The following is a 16,049-nucleotide window of genomic DNA, read 5'->3' on the forward strand; positions in this document are numbered from 1 at the left end:
GGTAGTATTTTTGAGTAAGGATAAGAGTAATTTAACAGAAGATAAAAAAGAAGAATTAAACGAGCAAGAATCTTGGGATCAAGAAATATATGAAGATGATGGTTCAAGAACTAATAGACGTTCTAAATCTGAAAAAAGAACCTGGTTTGTAGTCAGTATTATTGTGATATTATTTTTGATTGTCTTAATTCCTACTGGTGCCATTATTTATTCTCAAATGAGTGGAAACTTAAATAGTGGGAAAACGGCATCACCAACTAGTTCAACGAGTGTTGTTAGTAGTAGTACTACAAAAGAATCTGAAACAAAATCAACCGAGTCAGCAAAATCTAGTACTGAAATGACAGAATCTTCATCTACTACTGTAGAAAGCACTTCTGAAACATTTAGTGATGTGGAAGTACCTAAAAATGACCCATCAACAAGAGGTCAAGTTACTCAAAATGAAACAGAGCAAAATCAAAATGATCAAACTAATACACAAAATCAAGGTCAACCAGCATCTCAAACCCCTGGTGGTGGAACTGTGTCATATGGTCAAGGAGATAGCACAAGATCATTATGGAAAATTTCTCAAGAAGCTGGTATTACTTTAGACCAACTTTATCAATTAAATCCAGGTGTGACAGCTGAAAATGTCCAACCAGGGCAAGCAATTAGAGTGAAATAATAATCATTTAAGTCGTCTTAGGGCGGCTTTTTGATTAGTGTAAAAAGGAAGAGGAAAGACGTCGATGAGTAAACAGATTCAAGTGGCAATTGATGGACCAGCATCTGCTGGAAAAAGTACGGTAGCAAAAATTTTAGCCAAAAAAATGGGATATATTTATTGTGATACAGGCGCAATGTATCGCGTTGTGACGTATCATGCTTTAGAACATAAAATTAATTTAAAAAACACTGACGAATTAATGAATGCTTTATCTCATCTAAACATTTCTTTTGATTATGTTGAAGGCATTCAACATGTTTATGCTAATGGAGTGGATGTAACAGATGCGATTCGTATGCCAGACGTAACAAACCATGTGTCTGAAGTGGCGGCTATTAAAGAAGTCAGACACGAATTAGTTAATCGTCAAAAAAATATATCAGCTTCGCAAAATATTGTGATGGATGGTCGAGATATTGGAACGGTTGTATTACCGGATGCGGATTTAAAAATATTTTTAGTTGCAAGTGTTAAAGAAAGAGCGGAACGTCGCTATAAAGAAAATAGAACAAAAGGCATTATGACAAGCCTAGACGAACTACAAAAAGAAATAGAAGATAGGGATTATTATGACTCACATCGGAAAGAGTCTCCTTTAGTTCAAGCAAACGACGCAATAAAAGTGGATACAACAGGATTATCTATAGAAGAAGTTGTAAAAGTTATAGAAAATGAACTTAAAAAGGTAATTTCATCTCAAAATAATAGATAATACTAGTAAAGTCTTTTTATTTTATGTAGAATATAAGTAAGTAGTAAAAATCAAGTAAGTGTTGCTTAGGAGGATAAGGATATTATGGCAGATGAAACAATGTTAGATGCAATTGAAAGTGTTCAAGATGTAAGAGTTGGTGATTTAGTACAAGGTGAAATTTTAGCCGTTGATGATAATAAGCAAGCTGTTGTTGGCATTATCGGTGCTGGAGTTGAAGGTGTCATTCCTTTAAAAGAATTATCAACGATTCCAGTGGAAAACGTCACAGACGTTGTTTCAATTGGTGATATTATGGATTTAGTTGTTATTTCTGAAATCGGAAAAGATAAAGAAAATGGTAGCTATCTATTGTCTAAACGTCGCTTAGATGCACGTAAAATATGGCAAGAAATTGAAGATAAATTTAAAGATGGTGAACTAATCGAAGGACCTGTAACAGATGTTGTTAAAGGTGGGTTAGTTGTTGATGTTGGTGTGAGAGGATTTGTTCCTGCATCAATGGTATCTGATCACTTCGTATCAGATTTTTCTGAATACAAAGGTCAAACCTTAACGTTTAAAATTGTTGAAATTGAACCATCAGAAAACCGTCTAATCCTTTCTCATAGAGCCGTGTTAGAAGCAGAAAAAGCAAACGCAAAAGAAGAGGTTTTTGGTAAATTAGTTGCCGGTGACGTGGTGACTGGTAAAGTGGCTCGTTTAACAGACTTTGGAGCTTTTGTTGATTTAGGTGGAGTGGACGGATTAGTTCATGTGTCTGAAATTTCACATGCTCATGTGTCAAAACCATCCGATGTTTTAACTTCTGGTGAAGAAGTGACCGTAAAAGTATTAAGCGTTGACCCAGAAAAAGAACGTGTGTCATTGTCAATTAAAGAAACATTGCCTGGACCATGGGATGATATTGAATCAAAAGCAAGTGTTGGTTCAGTCTTGGAAGGAACAGTGAAACGATTGACAACGTTTGGGGCATTCGTTGAGGTATTACCAGGCGTTGAAGGATTGGTTCATATTTCTCAAATCTCACACAAACATATTGCAACACCTCATGAAGAATTAAATGAAGGTGACGTAGTCCAAGTGAAAGTACTTGATGTGTCTGAAGAAAATAGACGTATTGGACTAAGTATTAAAGCCCTACAAGAAAAAGAAGACGAAGTAGTCGTAGAAGAAGACGATTATGTTATGCCAGAAGAGTCAACAGGCTTTACATTAGGTGATGTGTTAGGTGAAGATTTAACAGGTAAATAAAAAAACGTCAGCTTACGAGCTGACTTTTTTTATGAATTATTTGACATTTACCTTGCACCAACCGTGGCTTCGGGTTAAACTACATAAGGATAAAAAAGTAAAAGGATAAAGGAGGAATGACTATGTCAATCCCTACACTAGCGATTGTTGGACGTCCAAACGTTGGAAAATCAACCCTGTTCAATCGTATGGCTGGAGAGAGAATTTCTATCGTGGAAGATGTTCCTGGTGTCACTCGTGATAGAATTTATGCCCATTCTGAATGGTTGGGACGTGAATTTAGCATTATTGATACTGGTGGAATCGAGATGAGTGATGAGCCTTTTATGGATCAAATTAAACACCAAGCTCAAATAGCTATTGAAGAAGCAGATGTGATTATTTTAGTGACAAGTGGTCGTGAAGGAGTCACTGATGCGGATGAATATGTGGCTAAGATATTATATAAAAGTGATAAACCAGTCATTTTAGCAGTAAATAAAGTAGATAATCCTGAAATGCGTAGTGATATTTATGAATTCTATTCACTTGGATTAGGCGAACCAATCCCTGTTTCAGGAAGTCACGGTATTGGCTTAGGGGACGTATTAGATGAAGCCATTAAACATTTTAAACCAGTTGAAGCTGAGGAAGAAGACGATATTATTCGTTTTAGTTTGATTGGTCGACCAAATGTTGGAAAATCATCTCTTATTAATGCCATACTAGGTGAAGATAGAGTAATCGTTTCTAACGTTGCTGGAACGACACGTGATGCGATTGATACGTCTTTTGTATCAAATACAGGCCAAGAGTTTATCATGATTGATACTGCTGGTATGAGAAAAAAAGGTAAAGTCTATGAAAACACAGAAAAATATAGTGCGATGCGTGCAATGCGTGCGATCGACCGCTCTGATGTAGTATTAGTTGTATTGAACGCAGAAGAAGGAATCCGCGAGTACGATAAACGGATTGCTGGATTTGCTCATGATGCAGGGAAGGGTATTGTGATTGTTGTCAATAAATGGGATACATTAGATAAAGACAATCATACGATGAAAGAATTTGAAGAAGACATTCGCTCTGAATTCAGATACCTTGATTATGCCCCAATAGTCTATGTATCAGCTAAGACAAAACAACGTTTGCATCAATTACCTGAAATCATTGAGACCGTGAGTCAAAATCAAACATTACGTATTCCATCATCTATTTTAAATGATGTGATTATGGATGCAGTGGCAATCAACCCAACACCGACTGACAAAGGGAAACGTTTGAAGATATTTTATGCGACACAAGTTGCCATCAAACCACCCACCTTTGTTGTGTTTGTTAATGAAGAAGAATTAATGCATTTCTCTTACTCAAGATTTTTAGAAAATCAAATAAGACGTGCTTTCGAGTTTGAAGGAACGCCTATTCGAATCCTTACAAGACGAAGAAAATAGGTTATTTTAACATACTATTTTTATTTTTGCAAAAAAAAATTAAAAAAGCTAAAATATCAATCATTTCTTTGATTAACCTTGCTAAATCAATGTTCTTATGGTATCTTTGTTTAAGAAATATTGTAATCGAATATTTCTACTCATGCCTATTGAGTGATTCAAAAGCATGATTTAGAAAACATGATGTCACATAAAACATCGAATCTTTTTCGAGGAGGTGAAATTAATAATGGCAAATAAAGCAGAATTAATCGAAAAAGTTGCAGAAGCAACTGGATTAACTAAAAAAGATGCGACAGCATCAGTAGACGCTGTATTTACTTCAATTCAAGAATTTTTATCTGAAGGTGAAAAAGTTCAATTAATCGGATTCGGAAACTTCGAAGTACGTGAAAGAGCTGCCCGTAAAGGACGTAACCCACAAACAGGTGAAGAAATTCAAATCGCTGCAAGTAAAGTACCTGCATTTAAACCAGGTAAAGCGTTAAAAGATGCAGTTAAATAAAACTGTTAAAGCAAGTATCGAATTTTTGATACTTGCTTTTTTTTATAAAGTTAAACGAATTTCTAGGAAAAAACATAGAAATCAGATAGAATGGATTAGACAAATAGAATGAGGGTGATTATGATGCATTGGATTTCAGTATTAATCGTAGGAAGTATTATTGGTGCAGTTGCAACATTAATAACAGGAAAAAAAGACTCACAAGGTTGCTTATTTAACCTTGTAGCAGGGTTATTAGGCTCTGCAATCGGACAAAAAATGTTTGGTGATGATTGGGGAGGACAATTAGCTGGTATGGCGTTGGTTCCTTCTATTTTAGGAGCCATTATTATTGTTGCCATTGCTTCTATTTTCCAAAAAAAATAGAACATCACAGATGAAGGAGAAAAAATATGTCATATAGTAAACAAATGTTAGAAGCATTATCATCTGGAGACTTAGCTCAAGCGACGGTTTATTTTAATGAAGCTTTGTCACAGGATTTACCAGAAGAAAAATTACAATTAGCAGATAATTTGTATCAACTAGGCTTTCTTGAAGAAGCGAGCACGTTGTTTAAAGATTTGTTGAGTCTTTATCCTGATGAGGATAGTTTGAAAATATCTTTAGGAGAAATTGCGATTGAAGAAGATAAGCTAGAAGAAGCGTTTGAATGGTTAGAACAAATTAAGCCAAGCAGCGAATTATATGCACAAAGCTTATTGACGTTAGCCGATATTTATCAAATGATGGACATTCCTGAAGTGAGCGAACAAAAATTAAAAGAAGCTAAAACGATACTGCCAAATGAGCCATTGATTGATTTAGCACTAGGAGAATTATATTTCTCAACTGAAAGCTATCAAAATGCTATTATAACGTATGAGATGATAAAAGAAACGTACTCAACCTTTGAGTCGCCAATTGATTTAGATGAGCGTATAGGAGTATCTTTGTCAAGAATTGGGGAGTATGAAGAAGCAGTGACCTTTTTAGAATCTGCTATTAAACAATCTGAAACAGTGGAGCGATTGTTTCAGTTGGCTCTTTGTTACTATCAAATTAGAGAAAATGAACGCAGTATTCAACTTTTAACAAAAGTTAGCGAGATGAATCCTGAATTTAATCAAGTTTATTACCCATTGGCACAAATCCTGTTTGATGAAGGACGATATGATGACGCATTAGAAGTAGCTGAAAAAGGAATTCATGTTAATCCTTATGATGTGTCTGTCTATCATTTAGCGTCAGAAGCATCTTATCAACTAAATCAAAAAGACCAGGCAAAAATGTATTTAGAGGAAGTTATCTCATTGGAATTAGATAGTGATATTTCAAAACTAAAACTAGCTGAACTGTTATTGAAAGAGGAAGAATATGAAGAAGCCATCCATTTAGTTTCGACATTAGATATTTTAGATCAAGGTGAAGCCTATTGGTACTTAGCACAAGCTTATAATGGTTTAGAAGAGTATGCAGATGCGAAAAAATATTATGAGTTAGCTCATCCATATATGGATATTGACGCTGATTTCTTAAAAGATTATGGTATCTTTTTACGAGAAGAAGGACAATTAGACAAATCAAAAGAGGTATTACAAGCCTATTTGACAATGGTTCCAGATGATTTGATGATTGTTACAATGTTGGAAGAGTAGTGAAGAATATGATTAATTTAGAGGACAAACGAGCCTTTATCACCTGGCTAGTGGAAACTATTACGCTAAAAGAAAAAGAAGCTTATTGGATTTTAAATTATTTACTTAATCATGATGCCATACTTAATCGCGTCGTGTTTGTTGAACAAGCAGATAAAACGCCTAGAGGTCTTGTGATAGCCGCTACAAGGGAAAATCAGGATGGACTCGTTTTATTTAAAGAAACCCAGCCTTTTACTGATGCCCAACAAATATTTCATGAGATTAGAATGAATTATAAAGATACCTTATACATCGAAGTTTATTTCGAACATCGTGAATTCAATCAATTGTATCAAACAGTCACAGAAGATAATCCGTTTCTTAGTGCGTTTGATTTGATTCCAACAGAGATGTTTCATCGTATAGAAAACGATTTTAAACAAAAACAATCCGAAAAAGAAGAGGAATATTTATTAACCAAAATAAATGATGCGATTGACTCAAACAATCAACAAGAGTTTATTTATTGGTCAGATGAATACCAAAAAAGAAAAAACAAAAGTGGTGGATAATCTCCCTCACTTTTGTTTTTTTGCTTGTTCATGTAACTCTTGCAATTCTTTATAAGTAAAGCCTTCTCCTGAGACTTCATTGATGTTGAAAAAAGTCATAAAGGCACGCGGATCAATCTCATAACAAATTTCTTTGATACGACTCATCTCAATAATGCTTGCAACACAATAAACCATTTGTCTACTTTCTTTTGAAAAGCCACCTTCGCTATTAATATAGGTTACACCGCGATCTAATTCTTTCATAATGGTATCGCCTATTTGTCTATCATGGTCTGAGACAATAAAAACGGCCTTAGCACCATAGGACGCATCTTGTACAAAATCCACCACTCGGCTGAATACAAAGACAGCAATCAGCGTGTACATCATTTCTTTAAGTGATAAATAGCTTAGAGACAACAGTAAGACACATATATCTAATGTAAACAACGACCGTCCAATCGTCATACCTAAACGTCTCTCGATGATACGAGCAATAATGTCTGTTCCACCAGTCGTCCCACCATATTTATACACGATTCCACTACCAATTCCACCGCAAATCCCTGCAAGAAGTGCGGCAATTAAAATATCGTTATCAACAGAAATGTTTAAAGGTATTTTTTGCCAAACCCACAAGTTTAATGACAAGGATAAGGAACCGACTAATGTTAAAATAAGTGGTTCTAATCCGAGTAACTTTAGTCCAACCAAAATAAGCGGAATATTTAAAATAAGGGTAGTCAGTGCAGGGTCAACATGAAAAAGATTATAGATAATCAATGCAATTCCCGTCATCCCGCCTTCAGCTAACTTGTTTGCTATATTAAAATTAACCAAACCAAAGCTAAAAATACTCGCTCCAATAAAAATCATGATACAATTAATAAAAAATTGCCTGTTTATACGCATAGTTTGCCCCCAAAAACCATATTTACATCATTTAGTTTCATCTTATCATTATTGTCTAAGGAGGGCAACAAGGGCAACAGATAATAAAAACTAGGTGTATTTTGGAATATTTTTAAAAGGAGTTTGTCATGGAAAAAATAGAGAAGTTAACTCAAATGCAAAAAGAAGTGGATGATTACATCCAACAATTTAAAACAGGCTATTTTTCCCCTCTTGCTCAAATGGCAAGATTAACCGAAGAAATGGGAGAATTAGCTAGAGAGATTAATCATTACTACGGAGAAAAATCAAAAAAATTAACTGAGAAGCCAAAAACAGTAGAAGAAGAATTAGGCGATGTTTTCATTGTTCTGTTAATCATGGCGAATTCTTTAGACATTGATTTAACAAAAGTATTTGAAGATAACATGAAAAAGTTTTATGCTAGAGATAGTCATCGCTTTGAACGAGTGGATGAGGGAAAAAGTATGAAGTAGAAAGTTGATAAAAATGAAAATAAATGAGTTACCAATCGAATTTAAACATGCTTTACCGGTTTTAAAAGAACTTAATCGTCATGGTTATGAAGCCTATTTTGTTGGTGGAAGTGTCAGAGATGTGATTCTACATCAGACCATTCATGATGTCGATATTGCAACCAGTGCGTTTCCAGAAGAAATTAAAGAGATATTTCCACGAACAATTGATGTTGGTATTGAACATGGTACAGTCCTTGTTTTATATCATCAAGATCAATATGAAATTACCACATTTCGTACGGAGTCAACCTATCAGGATTATCGACGACCCGATAAGGTGACGTTTGTTAGAACTCTTGAAGAAGATTTAAAACGACGTGATTTCACCATGAATGCCTTAGCTATGACACTTGATGGAGAGATTGTCGATTTATTTGAAGGCATCGAATCCATTCATGAAAAAGAGATTAAAGCAGTCGGGAATCCTGATGAACGGTTTAGTGAAGATGCTCTTCGAATGATGCGCGCCTTGAGATTTGCTAGTCAATTAGATTTTAATATTGAAGTGAAAACAGAAGAGGCGATAGCCAAAAATCATTTATTACTCGAAAAAATTGCCATTGAACGCATTTATATTGAATGGGTTAAATTGTTAATGGGGTCCCATCGGAAAAAAGGATTACGTCCTTTCGTTGAAACAAATTGTTATAAATGTTGCCCAGAATTATCGAATAAAAAAGATGAGTTGATGAGTTTTTCAGATGTTACCCCTACGATGTTGTTAACAAGTGAAGAATTAGCTTGGAGTTGCCTATTAATTGCATTAAAAGAGACAAAGATTAAATCATTTTTTACAAAATGGAAAGCATCAAAACACTTATCTAACGTGGTTAGTCAAGTAGTCACGTATTATAATCATCGTTTGGAAAAAGACTGGGATGCTCAATCTTTATATGATGCAGGGGTAGAAGTTATTTCTTTAGTTGAACAAGCAAGAGCCTTCTTTAGCTTGTCAAATGATGAAACATTGTATTTAGAAACATATGATCAATTACCTATTAAATCAATGACTGATTTGAGTATTTCAGGTCGTGATATTTTATCATTTACTAATAAAAAGCCAGGACCTTGGTTAGGAAATGTTTTATCATTTAGTGAAAAACAAGTGTTGAATGGCCATTGGGAAAATGATAAAGCCACGTTATTAAAAAATATCAACGAAATGGTGGTGGATTAGATGGATTATGACATGATATTTGAAGTCACAAAACGATACACAGCAAAAGAATTAGGATCAGGAACATTGAATGTATTAGGCACCCCTGGTCTTATTGCAATGGTTGAGAATGTTTGCATGAATGCTATTGAAAAAGATTTAGAAACAGGATATACCTCTGTGGGCTCTTCAATTGACATTAATCATATGCGACCTTCCATAACAGGGGCATTAATTAAAATCATTGCGACATTGAAAGAATCTGATGAAAAATCTTTTCATTTTACTTATAAAGCATATGACCAAGATAGATTGATAGCTACAGGAAAGCATACTCGTGTTAAAGTAAATACCATGACATTTATGGAACGTATTAAATAGTAATAGATATAATTTGTGAAAAGATTAATAAAGTTGTTTATTTTTTTTATTAATCATGTTACAATAAATGTGTAAGAAAGATGATAAGTTTCTAATTGGAAAGAGGAGATCATTTATGGCAAAAACAATGACAGGTTTTAAATTTTATTTCAGAAATGGTGAAACATGGACAATAGACCGTGAATGCATTGGCGATTTATGGATTAGTAAAGTATCAACAAGTTATGGACGTATCAATGGAAGTGATTTTCAAAAAATTAGACCATGTGAAGGGTTTAAAATTGAGATTTTAAGTGAAGCAGATCATGTCCAAACAGATGACATTAACTTAGGTGGATTAGAGTCAGGTATGTTTGAACGTGCGACAAAATATCAAGATATTGAAAAAATGGATATTGTTTTTGATGATGGAACAAGTGATTTAATTTACTTCCCATATAAAGATAAAGAGACACCTGGTCAAGAAGGATTAGATAATGTTCATCAAACAACAAAAATATCTAAAAATGGTCATTTATATATTGTTATTGATGAAAAAAAATCAGTTGATGAGGTTTATGGAGAATTTTTATAAAATTAAATTATGTTTAGTTAAAGAGTTATGTCACTTTGACATAACTCTTTTTTATGTTTTTAAATTCACAAGGAACTCTAAAAAAATGCATGCAAAAATAATTAAAAAACACGCAAATACCTTTATTATATTGATATTAGTGTGACAAAATATTGGAAAGATAATCAAGATAAACACAATACACGCCCAACGAGCATTAAAGTTCAACTCTATGCAGATGGTAAGAAAAGTGATGAAGCTGTTGAATTGAATGAGGGCAATCGTTGGACATGTACATGGAACAAATTCGTCAAAAAAGAAAATGGAAAAACAATTGATTATACAGTGAAAGAAATAAGGAAAGTACCAGGTTATACAAAAAGTGTGAATGACACGAATATTGGTCACATCATTATTACCAATACTTTAAATAATAAGTCCCATAATAGTCTACCAAACACTGGTGAAAAGAATGATATTCTACTATTTATAAGTGAATTAGTTATCCTTATGATTAGTGCGATAGTTATCTGGTATGTGAAGTAACATAGAGTAAAAGAATAATACGACGTCCTCAGCTATTTAGTAACTGAAGGGGTGTTTAGTTGAGTTCTTTTTCTAGTAACACACAGATAATACCATCTTCGATGAATTCATCAGAGACCACTTGGTAACCTAATTTTTGATAAAAACCAATGGCTTGCTTTTCACCATGAACCCGAGACAGCGTACAGTGTTGTTTTTTACCAATTTGTTCTAGCTCTAAAATGAGTCGCCTACCAAGTCCTTGGTTACGCATCATTTTGTGGACACATAACCTATCTGGACGTAAAGTAGTCTCGTCATCTTGTTGGTATCTAATCGTTCCAACAGGACTTTTATCATGATAGATGACTAGATAAAAGGTGCTATCGATATCGAGGTCATCAAATTCAGATTTTAAGGATATGCCTTGTTCCTGGACGAAGACCAGTGTTCTTAAATAAAATGCAGCAGCTTTGTTCCAAGGGGCGTTATTAAAGACAATTTGAATCATATGATTCTCTCCTTTTCAAATAGATAGTTTCAGTGTATCATACTACTATCTGAATGTTGGAGGTAAGTATGAAAAAGGTATTAATTTATGGACTAGTGATTCTAGTTATTGTAATTATTATAGGGCTAGGTGCAGGAGTTAATTATTTATTTAACTATGCAGTTGTAGCAGGGAAAAAAGATTTTATTAATGACGTAAAACAAGAAAAAATTGACAAAGATTGGCAGTTTTCAGCAAATCATTTAAGTGAATGGACAATAAACAGTGATGATGGATTAAAGTTAGTCGCTAAAAAAGTCACACATGATACACCAAGTAAAAAAGTTGCGATTGTAGCTCATGGCTATATGGGGAAAAGTGATCTTATGGGGCAATATGCTCAACTGTTTTATGATGATGGGTTTGATGTATTGGTGCCAGATAATCGTGCTCATGGGAAGAGTGAAGGAAAATATGTGGGATTTGGCTGGTTAGATCGAAACGATTATGTGAAGTGGATTAACACAGTGATAAAAGAATATGGTGAACAGGTTGACATTGTTCTGTATGGTTTAAGCATGGGAGCAGCAACTGTTATGATGACAAGTGGTGAGAAGTTACCAGAGCAAGTGAAGGTCATCATTGAAGATTGTGGGTATGATTCAGTAAACAATGAGTTGGCTTTTCAGTTAAACGATATGTTTCATCTGCCATCTTTTCCAATGATTCCACTAGCTTCTGGTTACACGAAACTTCGTGCTGGGTATTCATTTAGTGAAGCGAGTGCTGTCAAACAATTAGAAAAAAATAGATTACCAATGTTATTTATCCATGGAGATCAAGATGATTTTGTTCCCAAAGAAATGGTTTATGAGGTATATAATGCCACAAAAGGACCGAAAGAATTAGTTATTTTCGAAGGAGCAAAACATGCAGATTCGTTAAAAAAACACCCGGAAGAATACAAAAAAACAATCGAAACTTTTTTAGCGAAGTATCTGCCAAAATAGGTAAGACGCATTGACAGGTAGAGGTTTTTTCATTATAATTTATATGCAACTTAAGGACATATTTTTAAATGATTAAATGAATCAGAGAGCGCTTGTTTGGTGAGAGAGTGCAACTAATTTAAAAATGCTCCCTTATGACTTTGATAGTAACCTATCACGTGTTTTCGCGTTAAGAAAGTAAAAGAGGTAATGACTGTCAAAGCATCATTGCAATCAAGGTGGTACCGCGGTAAACGTCCTTGACTGCATGGGTGCTTTTTTATTATTTTTAGGAGGAATATGAATGAAACAATTATCAAGTAGTCAGGTTAGACAATTATTTTTAGATTTTTTTGAAACAAAAGGGCATAAAATTGAACCAAGTGCCTCTCTTGTCCCAATTGATGATCCAACCTTGTTATGGATTAACTCTGGTGTGGCGACATTAAAAAAATATTTTGATGGGTCTGTTGTACCTGAAAATCCAAGAATTACTAACGCTCAAAAAAGTATTCGTACTAATGATATTGAAAATGTTGGGAAAACAGCGCGTCATCATACGATGTTTGAAATGTTAGGAAACTTCTCAGTAGGAGACTACTTTAAAAACGAAGCGATCCATTGGGCTTGGGAATTATTAACAGGTGAAAAATGGTTTGGTTTGGATAAAGATAAATTATATGTGACGGTTCATCCTGATGATGAAGAAGCATTTCGTATTTGGCATGAAGAAGTCGGCTTACCAAAAGAGTCTATTGTTAAATTAGAAGAAAACTTCTGGGATATTGGGGCTGGTCCATGTGGTCCAAACTCTGAAATATTTTTTGATAGAGGACAAGAATACAATGATGTGGCAGAAGATGACCCAGAAAATTACCCAGGTGGCGAAAATGAACGCTATTTAGAAATTTGGAACTTAGTATTCTCAGAATTTAATCATACTGAAAACAATGAGTATTTACCATTGCCACATAAAAACATTGATACGGGGATGGGATTAGAACGTATGGTGTCTATTTTCCAAGATGCTAAAACAAACTTTGAAACAGATTTATTTATTCCAATCATTGAAGCAACTCAAAAAATGTCTGATGGCAAAGAATATGGTAAAGATAGCGCAACAGATACGTCTTTCAAAGTCATTGCTGATCATATTCGTGCGGTATCATTTGCAATTGGCGATGGGGCGTTGCCATCAAATGAAGGGCGTGGTTATGTCTTACGTCGATTGATTCGTCGTGCGGTGATGCATGGTAAAAAACTAGGAATTGATAAAGCCTTTTTAGTTGATTTAGTGCCTGTTGTTGGACAAATTATGGAAAGTTATTACCCAGAAATTGTCGAAAAACAAGACTTTATTCAAAAAGTCATCAAAACAGAGGAAGAAAGATTCCACGAAACAATTAATGATGGTTTATCCATTATCAGCGACTTAATCAAAGACATGAAAGCAGCTAATCAAACTGTTTTATCCGGTAAAGATATCTTTAAATTATATGATACCTATGGCTTCCCAGTAGAATTGACCGAAGAGATGGCTCAAGACGAAGGATTAAGTGTGGATCACGAAGGATTTGAAGTCGAAATGACGGCTCAAAGAGATCGTGCTCGTGCGGCTCGTTCGAAAGAAGAGTCAATGTCTGTTCAATCTTCTCTATTAACTGATATTAAAGTAGTGAGTGAATTTGTGGGCTATACGGAAGACACAGTGGATGCTAAATTAATGGTGATTATCCAAGATGATGAGATTAAAGAGGCGACAACTGAAGGTAATGCGCAATTAATTTTTGGTCAAACACCTTTCTATGCTGAGATGGGTGGACAAGTGGCTGATAAAGGGTCAATTTATAATGCAGCAGGTGATTTGGTTGCCAATGTGGTAAACGTTAAAAAAGCACCAAATGGCCAATCATTACATCAAGTGGAAGTGTTTGGTGAATTAAAAACAGACGACACATATCAATTAGTGATTGATAAAGAATTACGTCAACGCATCACAAAAAATCATACAGCGACTCACTTATTACATCGTGCGTTAAAAGATGTATTGGGAGAGCATGCTAATCAAGCAGGGTCACTTGTTGCACCAGGTTATTTACGTTTTGACTTTACTCATTTTGAACAAGTGACTCCTGACGAGTTAAAACAAATGGAAGAAATCGTGAACGAAAAAATTTGGGCACACTTACCAGTTGTCACAGTTGAAACAGATATTGATTCAGCAAAAGAGATGGGCGCGATGGCACTATTCGGTGAAAAATATGGTAAAAATGTTCGTGTGGTAAATGTTGATGGTTACTCTATCGAATTATGTGGTGGGGTTCATGTAAGCAACACTTCTGATATTGGGGTTTTCAAAATTGTTTCTGAATCAGGAATTGGTGCAGGTGTTCGACGTATCGAAGCTGTGACAAGTAAAGAAGCCTATGAAGCCTTTAGAGAAGAAGAAGGATTACTCCGTCAAGTAGCTAAATGTGTTAAAGCACCTCAACTAAAAGATACTGTTCAACGTGTGGAACAATTACAAGAACAATTAAAACAAGCACAAAAAGAAGTAGAACAATTAAGTGCAAAATTAGCTAACGCTGAAGCAGAAGATGTGTTTAAGGACATCAAAGAAGTAGATGGCGTGACTTATATTGCGTCAAAAGTCGCTGTCAAAGACATGAACCAATTACGTCAATTAGCTGACCAATGGAAACAAAAATCACTATCTGATATTTTAGTCTTAGGATTAGTACAAGGCGAGAAAGTTAACTTACTTGTCAGTATGACAAAAGAGATGAATGATCAAGGATTAAAATCAGGTGATTTAATCAAAGCAATCGCGCCACTTGTTGGCGGTGGCGGTGGTGGTCGTCCTGACATGGCTCAAGCGGGTGGTAAAAATCCAGAAGGGTTACAATCAGCAATTGATTCAGTAGAATCATGGATTAAAGAACATAAATAATTATTTAACTGGTTGTTATTTTTGACGTGACAACCAGTTTTTTCGGCTCTTTGTCAAATAGGACTGATGAGTTAAATCTATAAGATGATGAATTTGAGGGTAATCTCAGATTTATCATCTTTTTTATATGTATTGAAAACCACCTGCTATGCGGGTGGTTCTAAAAAGCTTCCAGCGCGGCATTAAAAAATCCTCTTAAAATGATAAGATAGGCTTGTTTTCCCGACCACAAACTATCAAATCACAAGGAGGTTCCTTATGAAAAAGGACACTCAAAGTTTATCACACACAACATGGAAATGTAAGTATCACATAGTTTTTGCACAAAAGTATAGACGCCAAATAATTTATGGAGAATATAATAAAAGTGTTGAAATCATAGAAGCTAATGCCTGTAAGGATTACATACATATGTTAGTAAGCATTCCACCTAAACTTAGTGTTTTTGGTTTTATAGGTTATTTAAAAGGAAAAAGTAGTTTAATGATTTTTGATAGACATGCAGAGCTAAAATATCGTGATGGAAACAGAAAATTTTGGTGTCGAGGTTATTATGTAGATACGGTTGGAAGAAATAAAAGGCAAATTGAAGAATACATAAGAAATCAAATTCAAGAAGATTATGTAGCAGATCAGCTTACATTATTTGAAGAATGTGATCCATTTACTGGAGAAAAAAATAAAAAGAAATAATAGCTAATCTTTTTAGGATTAGCGAGTAAACGTGGTGCACGAGGGGAAACCCTTCGGTAAGCCTTTTAGGCTTAGGCCGGGAAAAGAGGCTTT

General features: G+C 34.7%; 18 protein-coding genes. 16 read left to right on the top strand and 2 right to left on the bottom strand.

The window, feature by feature from the left end; all coding sequences use genetic code 11:
* Nucleotides 1–10 precede the first annotated feature (10 nt).
* The 8 genes from MN187_RS04035 to MN187_RS04070 all read left to right on the top strand — a co-directional run bounded on the left by MN187_RS04035 (nucleotide 11) and on the right by MN187_RS04070 (nucleotide 6,807).
* Nucleotides 11–670 (top strand): LysM peptidoglycan-binding domain-containing protein, encoded by a 660-nt coding sequence (locus tag MN187_RS04035; protein ID WP_242094364.1) that lies wholly within the window; start codon nucleotides 11–13, stop codon nucleotides 668–670.
* A 64-nt stretch (nucleotides 671–734) separates the two neighbouring features.
* A complete protein-coding gene (gene cmk / locus MN187_RS04040) occupies nucleotides 735–1,424 on the top strand; it encodes a (d)CMP kinase (RefSeq protein ID WP_117972138.1) in 690 nt (229 codons plus the stop codon).
* Between the two features lie 84 nt (nucleotides 1,425–1,508).
* Nucleotides 1,509–2,678 (top strand): 30S ribosomal protein S1, encoded by a 1,170-nt coding sequence (gene rpsA, locus MN187_RS04045; RefSeq protein WP_242094390.1) that lies wholly within the window; start codon nucleotides 1,509–1,511, stop codon nucleotides 2,676–2,678.
* A gap of 122 nt (nucleotides 2,679–2,800) precedes the next feature.
* Nucleotides 2,801–4,111 (top strand): ribosome biogenesis GTPase Der, encoded by a 1,311-nt coding sequence (gene der, locus MN187_RS04050; protein ID WP_242094392.1) that lies wholly within the window; start codon nucleotides 2,801–2,803, stop codon nucleotides 4,109–4,111.
* Nucleotides 4,112–4,340: 229 nt separating this feature from the next.
* A complete protein-coding gene (gene hbs, locus MN187_RS04055; protein ID WP_071457044.1) occupies nucleotides 4,341–4,616 on the top strand; it encodes a non-specific DNA-binding protein Hbs in 276 nt (91 codons plus the stop codon).
* Between the two features lie 123 nt (nucleotides 4,617–4,739).
* A complete protein-coding gene (locus tag MN187_RS04060; protein WP_117972759.1) occupies nucleotides 4,740–4,982 on the top strand; it encodes a GlsB/YeaQ/YmgE family stress response membrane protein in 243 nt (80 codons plus the stop codon).
* 26 nt (nucleotides 4,983–5,008) lie between these two features.
* Nucleotides 5,009–6,253, top strand: coding sequence for a tetratricopeptide repeat protein (locus MN187_RS04065; protein ID WP_242094394.1), 1,245 nt, complete (start codon nucleotides 5,009–5,011; stop codon nucleotides 6,251–6,253).
* Between the two features lie 8 nt (nucleotides 6,254–6,261).
* The gene (locus tag MN187_RS04070) at nucleotides 6,262–6,807 is read left to right on the top strand and encodes a YpiB family protein (RefSeq protein ID WP_242094396.1); all 546 of its coding nucleotides are present in this window, start codon (nucleotides 6,262–6,264) and stop codon (nucleotides 6,805–6,807) included.
* Between the two features lie 6 nt (nucleotides 6,808–6,813).
* Here MN187_RS04070 and MN187_RS04075 read toward each other — a convergent pair whose 3' ends face one another.
* Nucleotides 6,814–7,701 carry a YitT family protein gene (locus tag MN187_RS04075; RefSeq protein ID WP_242094398.1) on the bottom strand — a complete coding sequence of 296 codons (888 nt, stop codon included), beginning with the start codon at nucleotides 7,699–7,701 and terminating at the stop codon, nucleotides 6,814–6,816.
* Nucleotides 7,702–7,829: 128 nt separating this feature from the next.
* Between MN187_RS04075 and MN187_RS04080 the strand changes: the two genes are divergently transcribed.
* From MN187_RS04080 to MN187_RS04100, 5 genes are all read left to right on the top strand, one after another.
* Nucleotides 7,830–8,177: a nucleotide pyrophosphohydrolase gene (locus tag MN187_RS04080; protein WP_242094400.1), complete on the top strand. Its 348-nt coding sequence runs from the start codon at nucleotides 7,830–7,832 to the stop codon at nucleotides 8,175–8,177.
* A 13-nt stretch (nucleotides 8,178–8,190) separates the two neighbouring features.
* Nucleotides 8,191–9,396 (top strand): CCA tRNA nucleotidyltransferase, encoded by a 1,206-nt coding sequence (locus MN187_RS04085; protein ID WP_242094402.1) that lies wholly within the window; start codon nucleotides 8,191–8,193, stop codon nucleotides 9,394–9,396.
* Nucleotides 9,397–9,756 carry a thioesterase family protein gene (locus MN187_RS04090; RefSeq protein WP_117972146.1) on the top strand — a complete coding sequence of 120 codons (360 nt, stop codon included), beginning with the start codon at nucleotides 9,397–9,399 and terminating at the stop codon, nucleotides 9,754–9,756. It abuts the gene before it with no gap.
* 115 nt (nucleotides 9,757–9,871) lie between these two features.
* Nucleotides 9,872–10,330: a hypothetical protein gene (locus MN187_RS04095; protein WP_117972147.1), complete on the top strand. Its 459-nt coding sequence runs from the start codon at nucleotides 9,872–9,874 to the stop codon at nucleotides 10,328–10,330.
* A 141-nt stretch (nucleotides 10,331–10,471) separates the two neighbouring features.
* Nucleotides 10,472–10,855 carry a Cna B-type domain-containing protein gene (locus MN187_RS04100; protein ID WP_158559336.1) on the top strand — a complete coding sequence of 128 codons (384 nt, stop codon included), beginning with the start codon at nucleotides 10,472–10,474 and terminating at the stop codon, nucleotides 10,853–10,855.
* Nucleotides 10,856–10,910: 55 nt separating this feature from the next.
* Here the strand turns inward: MN187_RS04100 and MN187_RS04105 are convergent, their stop codons facing one another.
* Nucleotides 10,911–11,345 (bottom strand): GNAT family N-acetyltransferase, encoded by a 435-nt coding sequence (locus tag MN187_RS04105; protein WP_242094403.1) that lies wholly within the window; start codon nucleotides 11,343–11,345, stop codon nucleotides 10,911–10,913.
* A 68-nt stretch (nucleotides 11,346–11,413) separates the two neighbouring features.
* On the opposite strand from MN187_RS04105, the gene MN187_RS04110 reads away from it, so the two are divergent.
* The 3 genes from MN187_RS04110 (at nucleotide 11,414) to tnpA (ending at nucleotide 15,956) form a co-directional block, all read left to right on the top strand.
* Entirely contained in the window at nucleotides 11,414–12,334 is a 921-nt protein-coding gene (locus MN187_RS04110) for an alpha/beta hydrolase (protein WP_242094406.1), read from the top strand.
* A 283-nt stretch (nucleotides 12,335–12,617) separates the two neighbouring features.
* The gene (gene alaS, locus MN187_RS04115; protein WP_242094408.1) at nucleotides 12,618–15,263 is read left to right on the top strand and encodes an alanine--tRNA ligase; all 2,646 of its coding nucleotides are present in this window, start codon (nucleotides 12,618–12,620) and stop codon (nucleotides 15,261–15,263) included.
* 258 nt (nucleotides 15,264–15,521) lie between these two features.
* A complete protein-coding gene (tnpA, locus tag MN187_RS04120) occupies nucleotides 15,522–15,956 on the top strand; it encodes an IS200/IS605 family transposase (protein ID WP_242094411.1) in 435 nt (144 codons plus the stop codon).
* Nucleotides 15,957–16,049: the final 93 nt, after the last annotated feature.

The sequence above is a fragment of the Vagococcus sp. CY52-2 genome (assembly GCF_022655055.1).
GTDB lineage: Bacteria > Bacillota > Bacilli > Lactobacillales > Vagococcaceae > Vagococcus.